This is a genomic window from Castellaniella ginsengisoli, from assembly GCF_040955415.1.
In the GTDB taxonomy this organism is placed as follows: Bacteria; Pseudomonadota; Gammaproteobacteria; order Burkholderiales; family Burkholderiaceae_B; genus Castellaniella; species Castellaniella ginsengisoli.
Genome location: NZ_CP158257.1, coordinates 866,977 through 889,714, shown reverse-complemented (window position 1 = coordinate 889,714; position 22,738 = coordinate 866,977). Strand labels below are relative to the sequence as shown.

Below are 22,738 nucleotides of genomic sequence, written 5' to 3'. Positions count from 1 at the left end.
GACCCCCTTTTCCTGAGGGGCGCTGCACCGGTCCCGCCACCCGTCCCGGGTGCGCATGCGGATCGCCAGGCTCAGGAACCTTCTTCATGAACGGCGCCCATCGTTGCCCTGCGCGGGCGGGGATGGGTTTCAGCCGTCATCGCCGCGCGCAGGCTCTACAGGATCATCATGAGCACTGCACACGACTACGTCATCGCCGATATCGCCCTCGCGGATTGGGGCCGCCGCGAACTGGCCATCGCCGAAACCGAAATGCCCGGCCTGATGGCCACGCGTGAGGAATTCGCCGCCTCGCAGCCCCTGAAAGGCGCGCGCATCGCAGGCAGCCTGCACATGACGATCCAGACGGCGGTGCTGATCGAGACCTTGAAAGCCCTGGGCGCCGAAGTCCGCTGGGCCTCCTGCAACATCTTCTCCACCCAGGATCACGCCGCCGCCGCCATTGCCGCCGGCGGCACGCCGGTGTTCGCCGTCAAGGGCGAATCGCTGGAAGACTATTGGGCGTACACGCACCGCATCTTCGACTGGCCGGGCGAGCAGGCCAACATGATTCTGGACGACGGCGGCGATGCCACGCTGCTGCTGCACCTGGGCGCCAGGGCCGAGACCGACGCGTCGGTGATCGCGCAGCCCGGAAACGAGGAAGAGCGGGTGCTGTTCGCCGCCATCAAGGCGCAACTGGCCCGCGATCCGAAGTGGTATTCCACCCGCCTGGCGCAAATCAAGGGCGTGACCGAGGAAACCACCACCGGCGTGCACCGCCTGTACCAGATGTCCCAGCGCGGCGAGCTCAAGGTCCCCGCCATCAACGTCAACGATTCGGTCACCAAGTCCAAGTTCGACAACCTGTACGGTTGCCGCGAATCCCTGGTGGACGGCATCAAGCGCGCCACCGATGTGATGGTGGCGGGCAAGATCGCCATCGTCTGCGGATTCGGCGACGTGGGCAAGGGCTGCGCCCAGGCGCTGGCCGCCTTGCGCGCCCAGGTCTGGGTCACGGAAGTCGATCCCATCTGCGCGCTGCAGGCCTCGATGGAAGGCTACCGGGTGGTGGATCTGGATGAGGCGGACGTGGTCGAGCAGGCGGATATCTTCGTGACCGCTACAGGCAACTACCACGTGATCGACCGCGATCACCTGTACCGCATGAAAGACCAGGCCATCGTCTGCAACATCGGCCACTTCGACAGCGAAATCAACGTCGCTTCGGTGGAAGACCTGCAATGGGAAGAAATCAAGCCCCAGGTCGATCACATCATCTTCCCCGATGGCAAGCGCGTCATCCTGCTGGCCAAGGGCCGCCTGGTCAACCTGGGCTGCGCGACGGGGCACCCGTCCTTCGTGATGTCGGCTTCCTTCACCAACCAGACCATCGCCCAGATCGAGCTGTTCACGCGCGGCGATCAGTACAAGACCGGCCAGGTCTATGTGTTGCCCAAGCACCTGGACGAAAAGGTCGCCCGCCTGCACCTGAAGAAGCTTGGGGTGCGCCTGTCGACGCTGACGCAAAAGCAGGCCGATTACATCGGCGTGCCGGTCGAAGGTCCGTTCAAGCCGGATCACTACCGCTATTGATACCGATCCATCTCCGGGAGTTCCCTCATGCTGCTGCTCGTCTGGATACTCAATGCCGTGGCCCTGCTGGTCGTGGCCTACATCCTGCCCGGCATCACCGTGGCCTCGTTCGGCTCGGCGCTGATTGCCGCGCTGGTGCTGGGCCTGCTCAACGCCGTGGTCAAACCGCTGCTGATTCTGCTGACGCTGCCGCTGACCATCGTCACCCTGGGTCTTTTCCTGCTGGTGCTCAATGCCCTGGTGTTCTGGTTCGCGGGCTCGATCCTGAAGGGCTTCCAGGTGGACGGCTTCTGGTGGGCGGTGATCGGCGCGATCGTCTACAGCCTCGTCTCCACGGCCTTGGCGGGGTTGCTGGCCTCATGAGCGCTTCTTCCCCCTTCGTCATCAGCCTGGAATTCTTTCCGCCGCGCGACATCGCCGCCCAGGAGCGCCTGGTGCGCTCCGCCAAGCGGCTGGCGGCCTTGCGGCCGGCCTACGTCAGCGTGACCTTCGGCGCGGGCGGTTCCACCCGCACCGGCACGGCCGACACCGTACAGATGCTGCAGAACCTCGGCGTCGACGTGGCGCCGCATCTCTCATGCATCGGCGCCACGCACGCGGATCTGCGCGTCATCCTGGACGACTACCGCGCGCGCGGCATCCGCCGGCTGGTGGCCCTGCGCGGCGATCTGCCCTCGGGCATGGGCGGCGACACGGGCGAGTTGCATCATGCCGTCGATCTGGTGCGTTTCGTGCGCGAGCACTACGGCGATCATTTCCACATCGAAGTCGCCGCCTACCCCGAGATGCATCCCCAGGCCGAAAGCGCGCAAGCCGATCTGCGGCACTTCGTGGACAAAGTCCGGGCCGGCGCCGACGGCGCCATTACCCAGTATTTCTTCAATCCCGACGCCTATTTCGACTTCGTCGACCGGGCGCGCGCGCAAGGGGTGGACATCCCGATCACGCCGGGGATCATGCCGGTCACCAACTACACCCAGTTGGCGCGGTTTTCGTCCATGTGCGGGGCGGAAATTCCGCGCTGGATGCGGTTGCGGCTGCAGGATTTCGGGGACGACAAGGCGTCCATCCGCGCCTTCGGCATCGATGTCGTCACGCGCCTGACCGAACGCCTGCTGGAGCAAGGCGCGCCGGGGGCGCACTTCTATACCCTGAACAACGCCGATTCAGTGGCGCAGATCTGCGCCAATCTGGGGCTCGAAGCCTGATCCGATCCCTTCCGGGCGGGGCGGCGCCATCCTTCGGCATCGTCCTGCTTACAGTTCCGGCGCCGGCACGGCCCAGCCCTTGTCGGTCAGGACCGTGTCCAGCCGCATGTCGTGCGCGGCCGGCGCGTAGGGTTCGGCGCTCAGGTCGCCGCAGGCCCAGGCCACACCGACCGATGTGAAGGCATGGCCGGCTGCCCGCAGCGCGGCCAGCGTGCGATCGTAGTAGCCGCCCCCGTAGCCCAGGCGGTCGCCCTGGCGCGTATAGCCCAGCGTGGGCACCAGCACGATATCGGGCGCCGGCGCCCCCGGGCCTTCGGGCTCCAGGATGCCGTAGGCCCCTGGCTTCATGGGGGTGTCCGGCGTCCAGGCGCGGAATTGCAGCGGCTGGCCGGGTGCGGCGACGACCGGCAGCGAGACCGTCAAGGTTTCATCCTGCGCCCACTGGCGCAGCAGGGCCTGCAGGGCGGGCTCGTCGGCCATGGACCAGAAAGCGGCGATGCAGCGGACATCGGGGCGGCCCGATTCGCGCAGCCGGGTGCGATTGGTCGCCAGCCAGGTGTACAGACGGCCGCGGATCAGCAGGGCGCCCCGGTCGCGGTCCTGGGGCGGCATCCCCGCGCGAAGCCCCTTGAGTCGCGCCCGCAGGGCGGCTGCGTTATCCTGTGCGTTCTGATTCATGTCGTGACTGGTTTTGAGGTGGGTGGCTATGCAGTGGAGCACTCTAGGATATCCGGGATTCGCAGGAGATGCAGGGCAGACCGCGTCCCGGACGCGCCAGGCGTTCCCGGCTTGGGGCGTGGCGATTCTGCTCGGCCTGACGGGGTGCGCAGGCGCCCAGGCGCCCACGGCGTCTGAACGGCAGGCGGGCGAGGCGGCCAGCGTCGTTCTGGCCGCGCCGGCCGCCGGTGCGGCTGCTCCGGCGAGGACGCCCGAACCCGCGCCGCCTGTCGTCCAGGCGTCCCCGCCGGTCTCCGTGCCGCCCGCCGCCCGTCAGGCCGTGCTTGACGCCTACGACGCGGTCCAGAAACGGCGCTGGTCCGATCTCGACCGCCTGGCGCCGCTGGCCGCCGCCGATCCGGTGCTGGGCCTGTATCCGCGCTACTGGGCCTTGCGCAACCAATTGCAAAACCGCGCCCGTCCCGTCCCGGACGACGAAGTACGCCAGTTCCTGGCCGACTCGGCGGGCACCTATCTGAACGAACGCATCCGCTCGGACTGGATCCTGGCTTCCGCGCGCGCCGGGAACTACGCCCAGGCGCTGCAGGTGCCGGCGGTGGCGGATCCTTTCTCCTCCGTGCGCTGCGCCTTGCTGCTGTCGCGCCACCAGACCGGCAAGCACGCCCGCTCGGCTGAGGTTCTGGACGTGTTCCAGCCGAATGCGGACTGCTGGGATCTGCTGGACCAGGCGGCGGCCGACCATGTGCTCAGCCGCAAGGAACTGAACGGCCTGCTGCGCGATATTCTGGAAACCGGCAAGCAAGGCCATGCTGATCGCATGGCCGGCGTGGTCTTCGACGATACGGCCGTGGTGCAGTACGCCGCGTTGATGAAGAATCCCCGCAAGTGGCTGGAATCCCGCAGCCAACCGCGCGCCGCCGTCGATTTCGAGCTTGCCGCCATCGCCTTGTCGCGCCTGGCGCGCAGCGACGACCGCGCCGAAGCCGCCCGCTACATCCAGGAACGCTGGGCCGGCTGGATGCCCAAGGCCGACCTGCAATGGGTCTGGGGGCAATTCGGCCTGGTGGCCGCCTTGAACGTCGATCCCGAAGCGGCGCGCTGGTACCGCCAGTCCGGCTTCGTGCCGATGACCGATTACAACCACGCGTGGGAAGTCCGCGCCGAGCTGCGGGCGGCGCCCATCGACTGGGGCCGGGTGGCGACCGCCATCCGCAAGATGAGCGCGCGTCAGGCCGACGAACCCGTCTGGCGCTATTGGTACGGCCGCTCCCTGGCGGCCCAGGGCAATACGGAAGCCGCGCGTCAATACTATGAGTCTATCGTCGGAGACCAGGGCTTCTACGGTTTGCTGGCGGCCGAAGAACTCGGCCGCACGCCGGCGTTGCCCGCCCAGCCGGCCCCCCTGGATCCGGCCTGGGTCGCCCAGGCCCGCGCCAATGCCGGTCTGCAGCGCGCCGTGGCGCTGTTCGACCTGGGCTGGCGCCGTGAAGCCGTGCCCGAATGGAATTTCGCCCTGCGCGGCATGAGCGACGCCCAACTGCGTGGCGCGGCGGAGTTCGCCCGCGAGGAGCACATCTACGACCGGGTGGTGAATACCTCTCAACTGACGCAGGACGTGGCCGATTTCAGCCAGCGCTTCATCGCGCCCTTCGAGGGCCAGGTGGCCGCCAAGGCCCGCCTCATCGATCTGGACCCCGCCTGGGTCTACGGCCTGATCCGCCAGGAATCGCGCTTCATCACCGATGCCCGCTCGCGCGTGGGCGCGTCCGGCCTGATGCAACTGATGCCGGCCACCGCGCGCCATGTGGCGCGCAAGATCGGCATGAAAGACTTCAAGCCCAGCCAGGTCAATGACTTCGACACCAATACGATCCTGGGCACCCATTACCTGAACATGGTGTTGCAGGATCTGAACGGCTCCGAACTGCTGGCGACGGCGGGCTACAACGCCGGGCCGGGCCGGCCTAAACGCTGGCGGGCCCAGCTCCTCGCGCCGGTCGAAGGGGCGATCTTCGCCGAGACGATCCCTTTTACCGAGACCCGCCTGTACGTGAAGAACGTACTGTCCAATGCGGTCTATTACGCCATGATGTTCTCGGGCCAGCCGGATTCGCTGAAGACGCGCCTGGGCACCGTCAGCCCCTTGAGCGGGACGCGGACGGCGCGGCCGTGAGCTTGGCGCGGGATGGGGGACAGCGGCTGGGCGCGGGCGATCCGGCCATCGAGGGCCTGGAGGTCTACATCGTGGGCGGCGCGGTGCGCGATGCGCTGCTGGGCCAGCCTGCGGGGGACCGCGACTGGGTGGTTGTGGGCGCCAGCCCCGAAATCATGGCGGCGCGCGGCTTTACGCCGGTGGGCGGGGATTTTCCCGTGTTCCTGCACCCGCGCACCCACGAGGAATACGCCCTGGCGCGCACCGAACGCAAGTCCGGACGGGGCTACCGGGGTTTCGTCTTTCAGGCCGGGCCGGACGTCACGCTCGAAGAAGACCTGCGCCGCCGGGATCTCACGGTCAACGCCATCGCGCGCGCGCCCGACGGCACGCTGATCGACCCCTTGGGCGGCGCGGCCGATGTGCGCGCCCGCGTGCTGCGCCATGTGGGGCCGGCCTTCGTCGAAGATCCGGTGCGCCTGTTGCGGCTGGCGCGCTTCGCCGCCCGCTTCCATGATTTTTCCATCGCCCCGGAAACCCTGGAGCTGTGCCGCGCGCTGGTGCGCGACGGCGAGGTCGACGCGCTGGTGCCCGAGCGCGTCTGGCAGGAATTCGCCAAGGGCTTGATGGCGGATCATCCCGGCCGCATGCCGGAAGTGCTGGCCGCGTGCGGGGCGCTGGAGCGGGTGGCGCCGGGCCTGGTGTGGAATGCGGATGTATCCGCCGGGCTGGCCCGGGGCGCGGCCCTGGGCCTCGATCTGGCCCAGCGCTACGCGTTGCTTTGCCGGAGCTCGGATCCCGGGCTGCAGGAGCGGTTGCGGGCGCCTTCCGCCTGCCGCGACCTGGCGCGCTTGCTGCCGGGCCTGCTGGACCGTCTGGCCGCCGCCGGTGCGGCGGAGCGGGAGGCCTCGGAGCGTCCCGCCGTCTGGCTGGCGCTGCTGGAGTCCTGCGATGCGCTTCGCCGCCCGGATCGCTTCGAAGCTTTGCTGGCGGCGGCCGATTGCGTGCGCGGCGACATCGATCCGGCTGCCTGGATGCGGCGTCTGGCGGCGGTGCGCACGGTGGATGCCGGTGCGGTCGCCCGCGCGGCGGGAAGCGATCCGGGTCGCATCCGCGACGCGTTGCGCGCGGCACGGATGCAGGTGCTGCAGGCGGTCTCTTAGCCCGGCCTGCCGGTTGCCTGCGGGCCGGTCCGGCCCGCGCCCGGCGGTGTGCCCGAACGGGCGCGGCGCCAGTGCAGCACCAGTGCGATGAATCCCAGCCCGAAGCCGATCGCATGAGACTCCAGGCCGGGATAGACCAGTGCGCAGCCGGCCGCGATCAGCAGGCAGCGCTCGGCCAGGGTGGTGCGGATACGCAGCCAGCCTTGGAATCCCGTCGCCAGCGCGAAGATGCCGGCCGCCGTCGTGAGGGTGACCTGGAGGATCGACCAGGCATCGGCCGTCGCCAGGGTTCGGGTCGAACCCGTCAGCAGCAGGCCTTGCCCGCTGGGATCCAGCACGAACACGAAGGGCACCAGGAAGGCGGGGATGGTGTATTTCCAGCATTGCATGGTGGTCTTGTACGGATCGCCGCCGGTGATGGCCGAAGCGGCGAAGGGCGACAGCGCCGTGGGCGGTGAAACCTCGGAGAGGACGGCGTAGTAGAAAATGAACATGTGGGCGGCGAAGTCGGGCACGCCCAGCTTGATCAGCGCCGGTGCGGCGATGACGGCGCAGATGATGTAGGAGGCCGTCACGGGCACCGCCAGGCCGATGATCCAGACCACCAGGGCGGTGTAGACCGCGGTCAGGAACAGCGACCCGCCGGCGTAGTCGATGACGATGCCGCTGAATTTCAAGCCCAGCCCGGTCAGGGTGACCACGCCCACGATGATGCCCGCGCCGGCGCAGGTGGCACCCACGCCCAGCATGCCTTCGGAGCCGGCCCTGAGGGCCTGGATCAGCGGCGATTGGCGCAAAAGCCGCCAGGTCTGGCCCGGGTCGCGAAACAGCTCGCGAGAAATCATGGCCGTGTCCGGCCGCAGGAAGCTGGTCAGGAAGGACACGATGGTTGCCCAGAACACCGCCAGCACCGGTGAAAAGCCCATCAGCATGAAGACCACGATCGAAATCAGCGACAGGAAGTGAAACCAGTAGTGCCGTGTCAGGTTCCACACCGTGTCCGCCTTTTTGAAGATCGTGCGGCCCATGCCGTACTTGCGCACGTCGATTTCGACCATGAGAAACAGGGCCAGATAGAACAAGGCCGTCGGGATGACCGCCATCAGCAGGACATCGAGATACGAGATCTTGAGGAACTCGGCGATGATGAAAGCGGCCGCCCCCATGACGGGCGGCGAGATGATGGCGCCCAGGCCGCCGGCCGCCAGCAGGCCGCCTGCGGCGTTGCGTTCGTACCCGACCTTGGCCAGCATGGGCCAGGCGACCGAGCCGAGGGTGACCGTGGTGGCCACGCCCGAGCCCGACGGGCCGCCCAGCAGAAAGGATGCCAGCACGACGGTGCGCCCGGCGCCGGCGGGCTTGCCGCCCATGGCCGAGAAGGAAAAGTCGATGTAGAACCGCCCGGCGCCGGAGAATTGCAGGAAGGCGCCAAAGATCGTGAACAGGATGATCAGAGAGGATGAGACGTCCACGGCGACCCCGTAGATGCCTTCCAGTGTCATGTACATGAATCCGACGAGCCGGCCGATGTCGTAGCCCCGGTGCGTCCAGGGGTGCGGCAGGTAGGGGCCCAGAAAGGCGTAGAGCAGGAAGCAGATCGAGATCACCGGCAGGATCCAGCCGATGGTGCGGCGCATGGCTTCCAGCACGAGCAGGATCAGTGAGACGCCGAAGAAAACATCCCAGCCGTTGGGCAGCGTGTTGCGGTCGGTGAAGTCGTCGCCACCCTGGATCAGGTAGACCACGATGGCGACCGACAGCAGCGCGGCCAGCCAGTCCCACCACATGATGCGGTGGCGAAAGCGGCGGGCGACGGGAAAGAGCAGGAGCGACAGGCTCAGCACGAAACCCACGTGGATGGGGCGCAGCGTCTGTGTCGGGACGATCGAATAGGCGGCATACAAGTGGAACAGGGACATGGCCACCGCCGCGGTCGCCATGAAGGCGCCCAGCCAGCCGGCCAGGTGGTTGGCGGCGCCTTCTTCTTCCTCGATGTATTGCTCGGCCTTGTGCAGGGCCTCTTCGCTGACGGTGACTTCGGTTTCTCGGGAGTCGGTCATCGGGGCGTCTTTCCTCGTGGCGCGTCAGTCGAAGGCGGCGCCGTGTTCCTTGAAGTACTTGACCGCGCCCGGATGGAAGGGGATCGGCGAGGAGGCGGCCTTCTGGTTTTCGAGCTTGAATTCGGCCGTGTCCTTGTGCACGGCGATCAGCTCTTCGCGGCTGTCGAAGATCGTCTTGACGATGTCGTAGGCCACCTGATCGGGCATCGAGGCATTGGCCACCAGCACGTTCATGACGCTGGCCAGGTGGTAGTCCTTGTCCATGCCCCGATAGGTACCTTTCGGGATGACGTCCTGGACGTAGAGGTTGCCGTATTTCTGGTTCATCGCCGGCACCAGGTCGGCGTTGTCGATCAGCATGAGCTTGGTGCCCGGGGTGTTGGCCAGGTCGGTGACGGCGGCCGTGGGCACGCCGCCCACCCAGAAGAACGCGTCGATCTTGTTGTCCTTGGTGGCGTTCACGGATTCGGCGACGCTCAGCCGCTCGCGCTCCACATCCTTGTCCTTGTCGAGACCGGCGGCTTCGAGCATGCGCAGGGCCATGACCTCGGTGGCGCTTCCCGGAGAGCCGGTGGAGATGCGATGGCCCTTGAGGTCGGCGATCTTGGCGATGCCGCGGCCCTCGACCGTGACCAGGTGCAGGCGGTTCGGATACAGGATCATCAAGGTGCGCGCATCGACCGGGGCGCCCTTGAATTTGCCTTCGCCCCGATAGGCGTCCTGGGCGGCGTCGTTCATCGAAAAGCCGATGTAGGTCGGATCGTTGGACAGGAGCTTGAGGTTGTCGACCGACCCGCCGGTGACTTCGGCGGTGGCCTCCATTCCGGAGACTTTCTTGGACAGCATGGCGGCGATGCCGCCGCCAACGGGGTAGTAGACGCCGCCGGTGCCGCCGGTGCCGATCGAGATGTTTTCAGCGGCGGCGGGCTGCAGGGCAGACAGGAAAAGGCAGAGTGCGCAGGCAAGCAGTTTCGCGGGGTTCACGGAAGGTCTCCTGGGTGGGGTCGCGCGGATGGCGCGATATTTTTTATGTTGGATTTACCCGTACGGTGCGGGTGGTTTCTTGAAGGTTTAACCTGCGAGGTCATGAGCGTCAATCCGCATTTAAAGCAGGTTCCGCCGCCTGGAAAACCGCAGCGGGCGCGGCTGCGGGCCTGGCTCATGTCCCGTGAAGCGCATGAATCCCTGCTGTGAACGCGGGTTTTCTCGGGTAGGGAGCGCTGTTTCTTTTTGCAAAAATGCCGGCAGACCGTGCCTCTTGCCGGCCTGCCGATCATCACGGATCAGACCATGCCGCCATTTCCGCGAGCCGGCTGCCGTGCCGCCGCCGTTTCCCTGCCCGTTCGATTGCCTTTGCGCCGCCGGGCATCCCTGCCGAAGCGCCTGATCGCCTTGTTGGCCGGCCTGGGGATCTCCGCCGCCGCATCCGCCGCGCCCGGTGACTTCCCCTCTGATTCGGCCGGCTTCGTGGATGCGGAATTCCGGGCCAGCGGCGCGCTTGAAATGATCAAGGCCCAGTATGCGTATGCGCGCGGCTATACGGGCAAGGGCGTCCTGGTGGTCGTGCTGGATTCGGGTTTGTATGCCCGGCATCCTGAATTCGCCGGGCGTGTCGCCGGTGGATGGAATTTCCATCCGGATCAGCCGGCTTGGGATTTCTCCGATACGAAACTCGACGCCGGAGGCCAGATCGATGGGCATGGTACGCATGTGGCGGGCATCATCGGCGCGGCGCGGGACGGCGCGAAGATGCAGGGCGTCGCCTACGACAGCCGCTTGCTGGCCGTGCGGCTTGATACGGATCTCGACGGGCCGGGCATCGACTACGCCATTCGCCAGGGCGCCCGGGTGCTGAACGGCAGCTATGGGCCGGATGCCACGCCCCCCGTGACGCTTGAGGATGGCAGCCCCAATCCAGGTTACTGGGACAATGTGGGCGGGCCGCTGCTGAAATACCAGAAGCTGCCTCTGAGCGAATTGCAGACCCAGGCGGCGGCCCTGCGGCGGGCCGCGGATGCCGACATCCTGATGGTCTTTGCCGCCGGCAACGACTACGCAAGATATCCGGAGCAGGCCTCCCATGTCGTGGGCTATGGCATGTACCACTTGATCACGCCGTCGTTCTTCATCGACAAGCCGTCCGGCATCGACCCCATGTTCCGTTTCGTGGACGACACGGCGGCGGGCACCGATGAGAATGATCCTGCGACCTATGCGGTCCTGGATTTTTCGGATGAGCGCGTCCGCAGTCTGGATTTTTCCGGCCTGGGCGGCAGCATGCTGTCGGTGGTCGCCGTGGGGTCGGCGGGCGGAATCGCTTCTTACAGCAACCGCTGCGGCCAGGCGGCGATGTGGTGCCTGGCCGCCCCGGGCGGAGACCACGCGGCCGTCTACGGGCCGGAGGCGCCGATCTGGTCCACGCACCCCGATCCCGCCCAAGGGTATTACGCTACGATGCAGGGCACCTCGATGGCCGCGCCGGTGGTGGCGGGAGCCGCCGCCGTGCTGCGCCAGGCCTTTCCCTACATGAGCGCGCGCCAGATCATCGAAGTCATCCTGACGACCACGAATGATGGCGGGCTCTATGCGGATCACGAGATCTACGGCCGCGGCCTGCTGGACCTGGGCCAGGCGATCCGGGGGCCGGGATCATTCGGCGCGGACGGCTTTGCGCCCATGTTCCGGGCCGATACAAAAGGCTATGACTCCTGGTTCGGCAATGACATCGAAGGCGACGGCGGGCTGATCAAGGCCGGCGCGGGCACCCTGGTCCTGGACGGTGTCAATACCTACACGGGCGATACGATCATCGAAGGCGGGCGCCTGGCCGTCAACGGCGACACGCGCGCGTCCGCCTTCACGGTGCGGCCCGGCGGGACGCTGGGCGGAACCGGCACGGCCGGGCGGACCGTGACGTTCGGCCGAGTGGCGCCGGGCAATTCGATCGGAACGTTGACGGTGGCGGGCGATTACGTCCAGGCGCCCGGCTCCGTCCTGGAGATCGAAATCGACGACGCGGGCCATGCCGATCTGCTGGACGTCCAGGGCGATGCCGATCTGCAGGGCGGCGAAATCCAGGTGCTGGGGCTGCGAGGCGGATCGCTGGGACGCACGGTGACCTTCATGACGGTCGCGGGGAACGTGACGGGGCCAGGCCTGTCGCTGCGCGATGATTACGTGTTCGCCGATCTGAGCCTGCTCCAGCCGGCGGCGGGGCAGTTCGATCTGGCCGTGACCCGCAATGCGGCGTCGTTCGCTTCGCTGGGGCGCACGGCCAATCAGCGCGGCGCGGCGGCAGCGATCGAATCCATGGGGGTGGGGGCCGTTCCGTACGAGGCCTTGATCGGTCTGCGCGACGCCGGGCGGGCGCCGGATCTGTACGATCAGCTTTCGGGTGAACTGCATGCGACCGTGCGCACGATGCTGTTCGAAGAGGCCCGCTGGATGCGCGACGAGATCATGGGGCGCCTGGCGATGGACGGCGGCTCGTTCGCGCCGGCGGCGCGGGAAGGAAACGGCCTGTGGGGCCGGACGATGGTCGCCTGGAGCCGGCATGATGGCGCCGGCGTGGCCCAGGACGCGGACCGGCGGACAAACGGGCTGATGGTGGGCCGGGACGTGTCGTGGAATTCGGGGGCGCGCGCGGGCGTGGCGCTTGGCTACACGCGAGCGCGCGTGCGCGCGGAAGCCCGCAATGAAGCGCAACTCGATGGCTATCATGCGCTCGCCTACGGGGGCCTGGTCTTCGGACGCTGGCGTCTGCGCGGCGGCGTCGGGCAATCCTGGCATGTGGCGGACACGCGCCGCGAAGTGGCCGTGGCGGGATCGGGCCGGCAGACGGCGCGTTACGATGGCCGGACGACGCAGGTGTTCGCCCGGCTCGGGTATGCAATGGCGCTGGGCGCGGCCGCCATCGAACCTTATGCCGAGGCGGCGCGAGCCTGGCAGCATGTGCGCGGATTCGACGAAGACGGCGATGTGGCGCTGTCGGGGCGTCCGGGCCGGTCTGCGAGCACCGAGACGACGCTGGGCGTGCGCGCGGACTGGCGCCTGGAGACCGGCGCCGGCGATCTGAGCCTGACGGCGGAGGCCGGCTGGATCCACGGTTGGGGAAGCCTGTCCCCGCAAGCGCGGCTGGCGTATGCCGGCGGGCCCGCATTCGAGGTCTCGGGCGTGCCGGCCGCGCGCGACGGCTTCAAGCTGGAGGCGCGCGCGAGCCTGGCGCGCACGCGCACGACGCACGTGGAGATCGGCTATGCCGGCCGCCTGGGCGGCGGGGTGCGGGATCACGGTCTGCACGTCCAGGTGAATCACGCATTCTGAGCGCCGGCCGCCTCGCCTCGGCATCCCGCCGTCCTCAAAAAAGAGGACAATCCTCTTTTTCCGCACAGAATTCCTCATGCTTGAACTGAATGCCGGTCCGGATCGGCCCGTTCTCGTTTTCGATTCCGGCATCGGCGGCCTGACCGTGCTGCGCGAGGCCCGCGTCCTGATGCCTGAGCGGCGCTTTGTCTACGTGGCCGATGATGCCGGGTTTCCCTATGGGGGCTGGGATGAAGGCGCCTTGCGCGAGCGCATCGTGCGCCTGTTCGAGGGCTTGTTGCGCGAACACGGCCCGGCCTTGTGCATCGTCGCCTGCAATACCGCATTCACGGTGGCGGGCGCTGCGCTGCGGGCGGCATATCCGGGCATGACGTTCGTCGGCACCGTGCCGGCGATCAAGCCGGCGGCCGAGCGCACGCATTCCGGCAGGGTGTCCGTGCTGGCCACGCCGGGTACGGTGCAGCGCGACTACACGCGCGACCTGATCCAGTCCTTCGCTTCGCAGTGCCAGGTGAATCTGGTGGGCTCGCCCCGGCTGGCCCGCATGGCGGAGGCCTATGTGCGCGGCCTGCCAGTGAGCGATGAAGCCGTGGCGGCCGAGATCGCCCCCTGTTTCACGCGGGATGGCGATGCGCGCACCGACATCGTGGTGCTGGGTTGCACGCATTACCCTTTCATGGTCAATGTGTTCAGGCGGCTGGCGCCCTGGCCCGTGGACTGGCTGGACCCTGCCGAGGCCATCGCCCGGCGCGCCCGCAGCCTGTTGCCCCGCCGGGCCGACGCCCTGCATCCGGCGCAGGACGATGCGGCGCTGTTCACCGGCGGCCAGCCGGACTTCGCCACGCGGCGCTTGATGAACAGTTTCGGGCTGAAGGTGGGGTAGGCGGGCAGGCCGTTCCCGGCCTGGACGCCGGGGCCGTGGCGCCGGACTACAGCCGGTCGCGCCGGTCCCCGCGCGCAAAGCCCAGCAAGGGCGCATCCAGACCCTTGCCGAGGGCCAGCACCTTGAACAATTCGCCCATTTCGGCCTCGGACAGCAGCGTGTTCAGGGCGGTCAACTGGCGCGCGCGCCGTGCGGGGTCGTCGCCCGGCGCATGGATCAGGTCGATCAGGCCCGCGTTCATCAGAAAGCGCGCTTGGGAGGTGTAGCCCAGCACGCTCAGCCCGCCGTCCAGCGCGGCATCGGCCATGGCGGTGAAGTCCACGTGGGTGGTGATGTCCTGCAGGCCGGGCAGGATGAGCGCCTGGTCATGGGCATGGTGGCGGAAGTGGCACATCAGCGTGCCGCGCAGGCGCTGGGGGTGGTAGTACTCGGCTTGCGGAAAGCCGTAGTCGATCAGCAGGGCGGCGCCCCGCTGCAGCCAGCGGCCCATGTCGCGCACCCAGGCCTCGGCCTGGAAGTTGATTTCCGACTGATAGCCGGGCAGGGCGGGCATGCGGGCGGCCAGCGCCGCCGCCGTGGGGGGCGGCGCTTCGCGGGTCGCCCAGCGAAAGGGCGCGACGGCCTCGGGCCGGGCATCCAGGGCGACGCCCAGCAGCTCGGCCGCGCCCGCGGCGTTCCAGCGGAACAGGACGGCAGGCATGGCGTCCAGAACCTCATTGGCGATCACGCAGCCATTGAAGGACGACGGCAGCGCATCCCGCCAGCGCACCCGGCCTTTCCAGGCCGACAGGCGGTCCTGCTGGCGGGCGCGCAGGTCGGCGGACAGTTCCAGGATTTCGTATTCGACTTCGACGCCCTGCTCCCGCAAGGCGGGAATCAGCGCGGCGGCGAGAGCGCCCGATCCCGCGCCGAACTCCAGGACGCGGGCGGATGCGCTGGCCTGCAGCACCTGGGCAACCTGGCGGGCGAGCGCCCGGCCGAACAAGGGGCTGGTTTCGGGGGCGGTGGTGAAATCGCCGTCCCGGTGGAACTTGGCGCTGCCCGCGCTGTAGTAGCCCAGGCCGGGAGCGTACAGAGCGGCTTCCATCCACCGCTCGAACGGCAGCCAACCCCCGGCGTCGCGGATGCGTTCCACGAGCATGGCCTGGACGCGGGCGCCGTGGGCGCGTGCGTCGTCGTCGGGCTCGGGCAGGCCGGAGGGCGTATAAACGGCGGGCAGTTCGATCATGCGCGAAGCATAACAGGACGTATCCGGGCGCCGCTCAAGGCGCCCGGAGGATCGGATCAGGCGAAGCGGGGGCGCGGCGCACGCGCCTGGTCCTGACGGGCTTGCCGTTTGAAGGCCGGCTTGGCGCCGGTCTTGCCGGCGGCGGGCCGGGCCGCGCGCGGCCCGTCGCCATCACGGCCCTGACGCGGCGCGGCGCTGCGAGGCGCGCGGTCGGCCTTGGGGTGAAAGCTGGGGCGGCCTTCGCCGCGGTCCGGGCGCGAGAAGGCGGGCTTGTCCTGTTCCCAGGGCTTGCGGGCGCGGGCGGGGCGGGTGTCGTCGGTGGCCTGCCCGTCTTGCTGCCAGGCGGGTTTGCCGCGGGCGTAGGCAGGGCGGGTGTCGGCGCCTGCTTGGCCGTCTTGCTGCCAGGGCTTGCGCGCGCGCGGCGCGGCGCCGCTGGCGGGGCCGTCCTTGTGCCAGGGTTTGCCATGGGGCTTGCCGCCTTGCGGGCGTGCGCCTCGGGCGGGCTTGTCCCTGTAGGTGGGCCGCACGGACCGCTGCGGCTCCAGGCCGGGGATGGTTTCCATGGGGATGGCCTGGCCGATGAAGTGCTCGATGCGGCGGACCTTGTGGCGCTCCGCATGCACGGCAAGCGTGATGGCCTGTCCGTCGCGTCCGGCGCGGCCGGTGCGGCCGATGCGGTGCACGTAGTCTTCGGCCTGCAGGGGCAGGTCGTAGTTCACGGCGTGGCTGATGGTCTGCACGTCGATGCCGCGCGCGGCCACATCGGTGGCCACCAGGACGCGGACCTGGCCTTTTTGCATCAGGCCCAGGGTGCGGGTACGCTGGCGCTGGTTCATGTCGCCATGCAAGGCGGCGGCGGCGAAGCCTTCCTCGCTCAGGTGGTCGGCCAGGTCATCGGCGCCGCGCTTGGTGGCTGTGAAGACGATGGCCTGATCCAGGCTGGCATCGCGCAGCAGATGGTCCAGCAGGCGCAGCTTGTGGGCCTTGTCGTCCGCGTACAGCAGGTGCTGGGTGATATTCGTGTGTTTCTGCCGATGGGTAGTGATCTCGATGCGCTTGGGATCGTGCATCAGGTTCGCGGCCAGATGAGCGACCGTGCCGTCCAGCGTGGCCGAGAACAGCAGCGTCTGGCGCTCGTCCGGCGTGCTGCGGACGATGGTCTCGATATCTTCGATGAAACCCATGTCCAGCATGCGGTCGGCCTCGTCCAGCACCAGGGTCTGGACGGTGGACAGGTTGACGCGGCGCGCTTGCAGGTGGTCGATCAGGCGGCCCGGGGTGGCGACCAGCACATCCACGCGGCGCGACAGGGATTTGATCTGGGCGCCGTAGGGCATGCCGCCGACCACGGTGGCGATGCGCAGGCCGTCGATCTGTTTGCCGTAGGAGCGGGCGGCGTCGGCGACCTGCATGGCCAGTTCGCGCGTCGGCGTCAGGACCAGGACCTGCACGCCGCGTCCGCCCGCGCCGGCGCGGTGGCTCAGGCGCTGCAGGGCGGGCAGCATGAAGGCGGCGGTCTTGCCGCTGCCGGTCTGCGAAGAGACCATCAGGTCGTGGCCGGCCAGCGCCTGCGGAATGGCGGCGGACTGGACGGAGGTGGGGGTGTCGATGCCGAGGTCGCGCAGGGCGGCCACGAGCTGGGGGTTGAGCCCCAGGGAGTCGAAGGACATAGGTTTCCTTGCGTCCGCGAAGGCGGACGGTGTGCCGCAGGGAGCGAATGAGCGTCCCCGCTGGGTTGCTGCCGCGGATGTCTGCCGGGCAAGAATCAGTCGCATGTGCCGACCGAATCAACCCTAACGGCGCACTTGGCGTGAAACCGAGGTCAGAAGGTCAGAAAACAAGCAATCCGGCAGTTTGACATGGGGATTTCCCTGAGTCAATGGGCGGTTGTGCAAATCCTGTGGTTTGTCTTGCTCGTGTTGGATCGGTGTTGAAACGCAGGAGGCGGATCAGGCGGCAGCGAACGGAATCCGGGTGTCGAACTTGCTGCGCCGCGTAGCAAAGAAGCTGCGCACATTGCGCACGCGCGGGTCGCCCGTCAGGCAGCGCAACGCCAGGGCCTGGTAGGCCGCCATGTCGGCCACCAGGGCCACCAGGATGAAATCCGGCCCGCTGCTGACGGGATAGCATTGCTGGATGGCGGGTTCGGCCAGCAGCCGGGCCTCGAAGGCGTCGGCCTGGTCGGCCGCCTGGGCATCCAGCGTGACCTCGATCAGCACGGTCAGGGCTGCGCCCATCAGGGCGGGATCCAGGATCGCCACCCGTCGCTGGATCACCCCGGCCTGCGTCAGGCGGCGCACGCGCCGCAGACAGGTCGGCGGCGAGGCGTGCACGCGGGCGGCCAGATCCTGGTTGCTGAGCGCGGCGTCCCGCTGCAAGACATCGAGGATGCGGCGGTCCAGGTCGTCGAGTTCCATCAGGGGCATGGGGGTGTTTCCGGTTTGCAACAGGTGTGAGGAGGAGCGATTCATCGAGCCTGGATTTGTTCGATGGAATTCAAATAGGTGTTTGATATGAAATTAAATTTCATTCTTATCAATAGTAAAAATTATATTTCATTATGGATGGAAAATAGAAATCAAATTTCCTCCATGCCGATCCACAATAGCGCAAAACCAGGCCGGCATCCTGCCGGCCCCTGTCATTCCGAACCAGGAGCATGTCCATGTGTGGCATCGTCGGCGCCGTGGCGCAGCACAATATCGTTCCCGTTCTGCTCGAAGGCCTGCGCCGCCTTGAATATCGGGGCTATGATTCTTGCGGCGTGGCCGTGCACACGGGCACTGGCCTGCAGCGGGTGCGCAGCACCCAGCGCGTCGCCGAACTGGCGGCGCAAGCCGGGCAGGACGATGTTCAGGGGCTGACCGGCATCGCCCATACCCGCTGGGCCACGCATGGCGCGCCGCTGACGCACAACGCGCATCCCCATTTTTCCGGGCTGGACCCGGAGGCGCCGCGCATCGCGCTGGTGCACAACGGCATCATCGAGAATCACGACGTCCTGCGGGCGGAACTGCAGGCGGCCGGCTATGCCTTCCAGAGCCAGACCGACACCGAAGTCATCGCCCACCTGGTGGATCACCTGTATGACGGCGACCTGTACGCCGCCGTGCAGCAGGCGGCGCGCCGTCTGGAGGGCGCCTATGCCATCGCCGTGTTCTGCGCCGAAGAGCCGCACCGCGTGGTCGGCGCGCGCCAGGGCTCGCCCCTGGTCGTCGGCCGGGGCGCCGACGGCAACTATCTCGCCTCCGATGCGCTGGCGCTGGCCGGCACCACCGACCAGATCATGTACCTGGAGGACGGCGACGTGGTGGATCTGCAACTGTCGCGGGTCTGGGTCACGGATGCCCAGGGCGCGGTCGTGGAGCGTGACGTGCACACCGTGCAGGTTCACACGGGTGAAGCCGAACTCGGCCCCTATCGGCATTTCATGCAGAAGGAAATCTTCGAGCAGCCGCGCGCCGTGGGCGACACCCTGCAAGACATCGACGCCGTCATGCCGGAGCTGTTCGGGGATGGCGCGCACGCCGTGTTTCAGGCCATCGACCGCGTGCTGATCCTGGCGTGCGGCACCAGCTACTACGCAGGCCTGACGGCGCGCTACTGGATCGAATCCGTGGCCGGCATCCCCGTCAATGTGGAAATCGCCAGCGAATACCGTTACCGCACCAGCGTGCCCGATCCGCGCACCCTGGTGGTCACCATTTCCCAGTCCGGGGAGACCGCCGATACCCTCGCGGCGCTCAAGCACGCGCGCGGCCTGGGCATGGAGCAGACCCTGACCATCTGCAACGTGGCCACCAGCGCCATGGTGCGTGAATGCAAGCTGGCCTTCATCACCCGCGCGGGCGTGGAAATCGGCGTGGCCTCGACCAAGGCCTTCACCACCCAGTTGACCGCCCTGTACCTGTTGACCCTGGCGCTGGCCCAGACGCGAGGCCGCCTGGATGCCGCCGCCGAAGAACTGGCGGTGAAATCCCTGCGCCATCTGCCGGCGGCGGTGTCCGCCGTGCTGGCGCTGGAGCCGCAGATCATCGCCTGGGCCGAACGTTTCGCCAGCAAGGAAAACGCGCTGTTCCTGGGGCGCGGCATGCACTATCCCATCGCCCTGGAAGGCGCGCTCAAGCTCAAGGAGATCAGCTACATCCACGCCGAGGCCTACCCCGCCGGGGAACTCAAGCACGGCCCGCTGGCCCTGGTCACCGACGCCATGCCCGTCATCACCATCGCCCCGCACGACGAGCTGCTGGAAAAGCTGAAGTCCAATATGCAAGAAGTGCGCGCGCGCGGCGGCGAGTTGTACGTTTTCGCCGATGCGGATTCACAGATCGCCAGCGCCGAGGGCATGCATGTCATCCGCATGCCCGAACACTACGGCAAGCTCTCGCCCATTCTGCATACCGTGCCGTTGCAACTGCTGGCTTATCACACCGCCTGCGCGCGCGGTACGGATGTGGACAAGCCGCGCAACCTGGCCAAGAGCGTGACGGTGGAGTGAGCGGGGCGCGGGTCCCGCGCGCAGGCGCTCGAAGAGGGTTCAGGCCTCCGCCGTTGCGCCCCAGTCCCGTTCGCCCACATGCTCGTGCAGGTGCCGCACGAATGCCTGGGTGGCCGGCGGCGGGCTGGCGTGCAGGCGGCTGTAGATGAAGAACTGGCGGCGGATCACGGGATCGAGCAGGGGACGCATGCGCAGACCGTACAGATCCACCAGGGTTTGCGCATAAGGCAGGCCGGCGGTCACGCCCAGGCCCGCGCTGACCATGCTCAGGGCGGTGCTCATGAAGGCCACCTCGTGGCTGGGATGGATGGCGGGGATGTCGGCCATCCGGTATAGATCCAGCGCCAGCCGGTCGGTGAACTGGCCTTGCAGAGCGATCAGGGGATAGCGCACCAGGTCGGTCCAGCGGATGCGCGGCAAGGATTCCAGCGGATGTCCGGGCGGAAACACGGCCATGAACGGCAGGTCGAAGAGAGGATCGGCCGCCAAATCGGCCAACCCTTCCCGGTGGGGGCCGATGCTGATGTCCACTTCTCCGCGCACCGCCTGGGTGATGGCGTTCTCGACGGCGCAGTCCAGCAGGTGGACCTGGATGTCGGGATGCGCTTGTTGGAAGCTGGCGATGACTTCCGGGATCAGGGTGCTGGCCATCAGTTGGGGGGCGGCGATGCGCACGATGCCACGCTGCAGGCGCTTGAGGTTGTCGATGTTCTCCAGCGCGCCGTCCAGGTCGCGCAGGATGCGGGTGGCGACGGAATGGAATTCGCGCCCGACCTCCGAAAGCTGGATGCGCCGGGTGTTGCGGTCCACCAGGCGCACGCCCAACTGGGATTCCAGTTCCTTGATCAGACCGCTGAGCGCCGATTGAGTGATGTGCAGGGATTCAGCCGCCCGGGTGAAACCCCCGGTGCGGGCCAGCGCCGCAAAAGCGCGTAATTGGCGCAGTGTGACTTCCATCGGATCATCCTATGAATCGATGAATAAAAACTGTTTGAATGATAGTTGGAAACTGCGTTTAATGGGGCATTGAACAAAAACGGGCAAGGGCGCGCCGCTCCGGCGGCGGCGCCCGCACCCGGACCGGAGACAACGCCATGCCCGAGACTTTCCGCAGTGAGCGCCGATGCTGAACCATGCCGCACGCCTGATCATCCGGGGGTTCGAGATCCTGATCGTCGCCTGCCTGGCGATCATGGGCATTCTGGTCTTCGGCAATGTCGTACTGCGCTATGCCTTCAATTCCGGCATTGCGATTTCCGAGGAGCTGTCCCGCCTGCTGTTCGTCTGGCTGATCTTCATGGGGGCGGTGCTGGCCTCCGCGCGGCGCATCCATATCGGGTTCGATACGCTGCAGCAAGCGGTCGGGCCCCGCGTGCGTCGGTCGCTGGTGGTCTTCACCGGAGCGCTGATCCTGGCCGGCTGCGGAATCTTCATCGTCGGCGGCTGGCGCCAGACCCTGATCAATCTGGGCAATACCTACCCGGTCCTGGGCATTTCCTACGCCTGGCTGTACGGGGCGGCGCTGGTATTCGGCGTGGCGCTGATCTTTCCCGTGTGCCACAACATCTACCGGGCGCTCATCGGCATCGATGACGGCCTGACGGAAGACCTGGCCGACCGTATCGAGGAGCTGGCCGACCGCATCGAAGGCGATGAGGCCGCCCTGAAGGGAGACCGGCCATGACCGCATTCGTCTTCCTGGGTTCGCTGCTGGGCCTGATCGCGCTGGGCCTGCCGATCGCTTTCGCGTTGATGTTCGCCGGGGTGGCGCTGATGGTGCTGATCGGGCAGTTCGACGCCCAGATCGTCGTGCAGAACGCCATCGCCGGCGCCGACAACTTCGTGCTGATGGCCGTGCCGTTCTTCATTCTGGCGGGCGAGTTCATGAACGCCGGCGGGCTGTCCAAGCGCATCGTGAACATGGCCAGCGCCTTCGTCGGGCATCTGCGCGGCGGCCTGGGCTATGTGGCGATCTGCGCCGGCATCCTGCTGGCCAGCCTGTCGGGCTCCGCCGTGGCCGACACGGCGGCGCTGGCGGCAATCCTGGTGCCCATGATGCGCCAGGCCGGCTACGACCCCGCGCGCGCCTGCGGCTTGATGGCCGCCAGCGGGATCATCGCGCCGGTCATCCCGCCGTCGATCGGGTTCCTGATCTTCGGCGTGGTCGCCAATGTATCGATCACCCGGCTGTTCCTCGCCGGGATCGTGCCCGGCATTCTGATGGGATTGTTCCTGACCGTGGCCTGGTGGTTCGTCGCCCGGCGGCAGAAGGCGGCGCTTACGCCCCGGGTGCCCTGGAAGCAGCGCCTGCGCCTGCTGGGCCAGGGCGGATGGGCGCTGATGCTGCCGGTCATCATCATCGGCGGTCTGCGCTTCGGGATCTTCACGCCGACCGAGTCCGCCGTGGTGGCGGCCGCCTATGCGCTGTTCGTCGGCGTGGCGGTGTACCGGGAGCTGAGCTGGCGCAAGGTCTACGAATGCCTGCTGTCCACGGCGCAGACGACTGCGGTCGTGCTGCTGCTGGCCGCGTTGGCGATGGTGGCGTCCTACATGATCACCATCACCGATATTTCCGGCCAGGTGGGCGGCTGGCTGTCTTCGCTGTCGGATCATCCGCTGGTGCTGGTCTCGGCCATGATGCTGGTGGTGTTTTTCGCCGGGATGGTGCTGGACTTCATTCCCATCGTGCTGATTTTCACGCCGGTGTTCATGCCCATCATCCAGGCGGCCGACATCGACCCCGTCTATTTCGGCGTGATCTTCATCATGAACTGCTCGATCGGCATGATCACCCCGCCCGTGGGCGTGGTGCTGAACGTCGTCAGCTCCGTGGGCAAGGTGTCCATGGCGCAGGCCTCTCGCGGCATCGCGCCGTTCTTGCTGGCGCTGGTCGCGCTGCTGATCGCTTTGATTCTGTTCCCCGAACTGGTGACCGTGCCCGCCCGGTGGTGGCGCTAGCACCAGGCGTTC

At 67.5% G+C, this 22,738-nt stretch carries 17 protein-coding genes and 1 riboswitch; of the genes, 10 read left to right on the top strand and 7 right to left on the bottom strand.

Annotated elements, in window-relative coordinates:
• Nucleotides 1-8: 8 nt before the first annotated feature.
• Nucleotides 9-106, top strand: a riboswitch (S-adenosyl-L-homocysteine riboswitch).
• 62 nt (nucleotides 107-168) lie between these two features.
• Genes ahcY through metF form a run of 3 tightly spaced genes read left to right on the top strand, consistent with a single transcriptional unit; the run spans nucleotide 169 to nucleotide 2,783 of the window.
• Nucleotides 169-1,575 (top strand): adenosylhomocysteinase, encoded by a 1,407-nt coding sequence (ahcY, locus tag ABRZ00_RS04155; RefSeq protein ID WP_343837839.1) that lies wholly within the window; start codon nucleotides 169-171, stop codon nucleotides 1,573-1,575.
• A 27-nt stretch (nucleotides 1,576-1,602) separates the two neighbouring features.
• Nucleotides 1,603-1,938 (top strand): phage holin family protein, encoded by a 336-nt coding sequence (locus tag ABRZ00_RS04150; RefSeq protein WP_343837841.1) that lies wholly within the window; start codon nucleotides 1,603-1,605, stop codon nucleotides 1,936-1,938.
• Entirely contained in the window at nucleotides 1,935-2,783 is an 849-nt protein-coding gene (gene metF / locus ABRZ00_RS04145; RefSeq protein ID WP_368641017.1) for a methylenetetrahydrofolate reductase [NAD(P)H], read from the top strand. Before ABRZ00_RS04150 ends, metF begins: the two co-directional genes overlap by 4 nt.
• A gap of 48 nt (nucleotides 2,784-2,831) precedes the next feature.
• Here metF and ABRZ00_RS04140 read toward each other — a convergent pair whose 3' ends face one another.
• Nucleotides 2,832-3,461 (bottom strand): 5-formyltetrahydrofolate cyclo-ligase, encoded by a 630-nt coding sequence (locus tag ABRZ00_RS04140; protein ID WP_368641018.1) that lies wholly within the window; start codon nucleotides 3,459-3,461, stop codon nucleotides 2,832-2,834.
• A 118-nt stretch (nucleotides 3,462-3,579) separates the two neighbouring features.
• Between ABRZ00_RS04140 and ABRZ00_RS04135 the strand changes: the two genes are divergently transcribed.
• Nucleotides 3,580-5,634: a transglycosylase SLT domain-containing protein gene (locus ABRZ00_RS04135; protein ID WP_368641019.1), complete on the top strand. Its 2,055-nt coding sequence runs from the start codon at nucleotides 3,580-3,582 to the stop codon at nucleotides 5,632-5,634.
• Nucleotides 5,631-6,776, top strand: coding sequence for a CCA tRNA nucleotidyltransferase (locus tag ABRZ00_RS04130; RefSeq protein ID WP_368641020.1), 1,146 nt, complete (start codon nucleotides 5,631-5,633; stop codon nucleotides 6,774-6,776). The genes ABRZ00_RS04135 and ABRZ00_RS04130 overlap by 4 nt, the downstream gene beginning before the upstream one ends.
• Here the strand turns inward: ABRZ00_RS04130 and ABRZ00_RS04125 are convergent.
• Together ABRZ00_RS04125 and ABRZ00_RS04120 are read right to left on the bottom strand one after the other, a co-directional pair.
• Nucleotides 6,773-8,836 (bottom strand): TRAP transporter permease, encoded by a 2,064-nt coding sequence (locus tag ABRZ00_RS04125; RefSeq protein WP_368647847.1) that lies wholly within the window; start codon nucleotides 8,834-8,836, stop codon nucleotides 6,773-6,775. The genes ABRZ00_RS04130 and ABRZ00_RS04125 overlap by 4 nt on opposite strands.
• Nucleotides 8,837-8,860: 24 nt before the next feature.
• Nucleotides 8,861-9,820, bottom strand: a complete 960-nt coding sequence (locus ABRZ00_RS04120; RefSeq protein ID WP_368641022.1) for a TAXI family TRAP transporter solute-binding subunit — start codon at nucleotides 9,818-9,820, stop codon at nucleotides 8,861-8,863.
• Nucleotides 9,821-10,126: 306 nt separating this feature from the next.
• Between ABRZ00_RS04120 and ABRZ00_RS04115 the strand changes: the two genes are divergently transcribed.
• On the top strand, nucleotides 10,127-13,159 hold the full coding sequence (locus ABRZ00_RS04115; RefSeq protein WP_368641023.1) for an autotransporter domain-containing protein: 3,033 nt from the start codon (nucleotides 10,127-10,129) through the stop codon (nucleotides 13,157-13,159).
• Nucleotides 13,160-13,235: 76 nt separating this feature from the next.
• Nucleotides 13,236-14,042, top strand: a complete 807-nt coding sequence (gene murI / locus ABRZ00_RS04110; RefSeq protein ID WP_368641024.1) for a glutamate racemase — start codon at nucleotides 13,236-13,238, stop codon at nucleotides 14,040-14,042.
• Between the two features lie 46 nt (nucleotides 14,043-14,088).
• On the opposite strand, the gene ABRZ00_RS04105 is transcribed toward murI, so the two are convergent.
• The 3 genes from ABRZ00_RS04105 to ABRZ00_RS04095 all read right to left on the bottom strand — a co-directional run bounded on the left by ABRZ00_RS04105 (nucleotide 14,089) and on the right by ABRZ00_RS04095 (nucleotide 17,696).
• A complete protein-coding gene (locus ABRZ00_RS04105) occupies nucleotides 14,089-15,270 on the bottom strand; it encodes a class I SAM-dependent methyltransferase (protein ID WP_368644472.1) in 1,182 nt (393 codons plus the stop codon).
• Between the two features lie 56 nt (nucleotides 15,271-15,326).
• Nucleotides 15,327-16,940 (bottom strand): DEAD/DEAH box helicase, encoded by a 1,614-nt coding sequence (locus tag ABRZ00_RS04100; RefSeq protein ID WP_368644471.1) that lies wholly within the window; start codon nucleotides 16,938-16,940, stop codon nucleotides 15,327-15,329.
• A 279-nt stretch (nucleotides 16,941-17,219) separates the two neighbouring features.
• Complete coding sequence (locus ABRZ00_RS04095) at nucleotides 17,220-17,696, bottom strand: Lrp/AsnC family transcriptional regulator (protein ID WP_343837867.1); 477 nt, start codon at nucleotides 17,694-17,696, stop codon at nucleotides 17,220-17,222.
• 239 nt (nucleotides 17,697-17,935) lie between these two features.
• Between ABRZ00_RS04095 and glmS the strand changes: the two genes are divergently transcribed.
• The gene (gene glmS / locus ABRZ00_RS04090; protein ID WP_368642788.1) at nucleotides 17,936-19,768 is read left to right on the top strand and encodes a glutamine--fructose-6-phosphate transaminase (isomerizing); all 1,833 of its coding nucleotides are present in this window, start codon (nucleotides 17,936-17,938) and stop codon (nucleotides 19,766-19,768) included.
• 39 nt (nucleotides 19,769-19,807) lie between these two features.
• Here glmS and ABRZ00_RS04085 read toward each other — a convergent pair whose 3' ends face one another.
• Nucleotides 19,808-20,725 carry a LysR family transcriptional regulator gene (locus ABRZ00_RS04085; RefSeq protein WP_368644470.1) on the bottom strand — a complete coding sequence of 306 codons (918 nt, stop codon included), beginning with the start codon at nucleotides 20,723-20,725 and terminating at the stop codon, nucleotides 19,808-19,810.
• A gap of 166 nt (nucleotides 20,726-20,891) precedes the next feature.
• Here ABRZ00_RS04085 and ABRZ00_RS04080 point away from each other — a divergent pair, with 166 nt between their 5' ends.
• The gene (locus ABRZ00_RS04080; protein WP_368641028.1) at nucleotides 20,892-21,452 is read left to right on the top strand and encodes a TRAP transporter small permease; all 561 of its coding nucleotides are present in this window, start codon (nucleotides 20,892-20,894) and stop codon (nucleotides 21,450-21,452) included.
• Nucleotides 21,449-22,726, top strand: coding sequence for a TRAP transporter large permease (locus ABRZ00_RS04075; RefSeq protein WP_368641029.1), 1,278 nt, complete (start codon nucleotides 21,449-21,451; stop codon nucleotides 22,724-22,726). Before ABRZ00_RS04080 ends, ABRZ00_RS04075 begins: the two co-directional genes overlap by 4 nt.
• The last annotated feature ends 12 nt before the right edge of the window (nucleotides 22,727-22,738 follow it).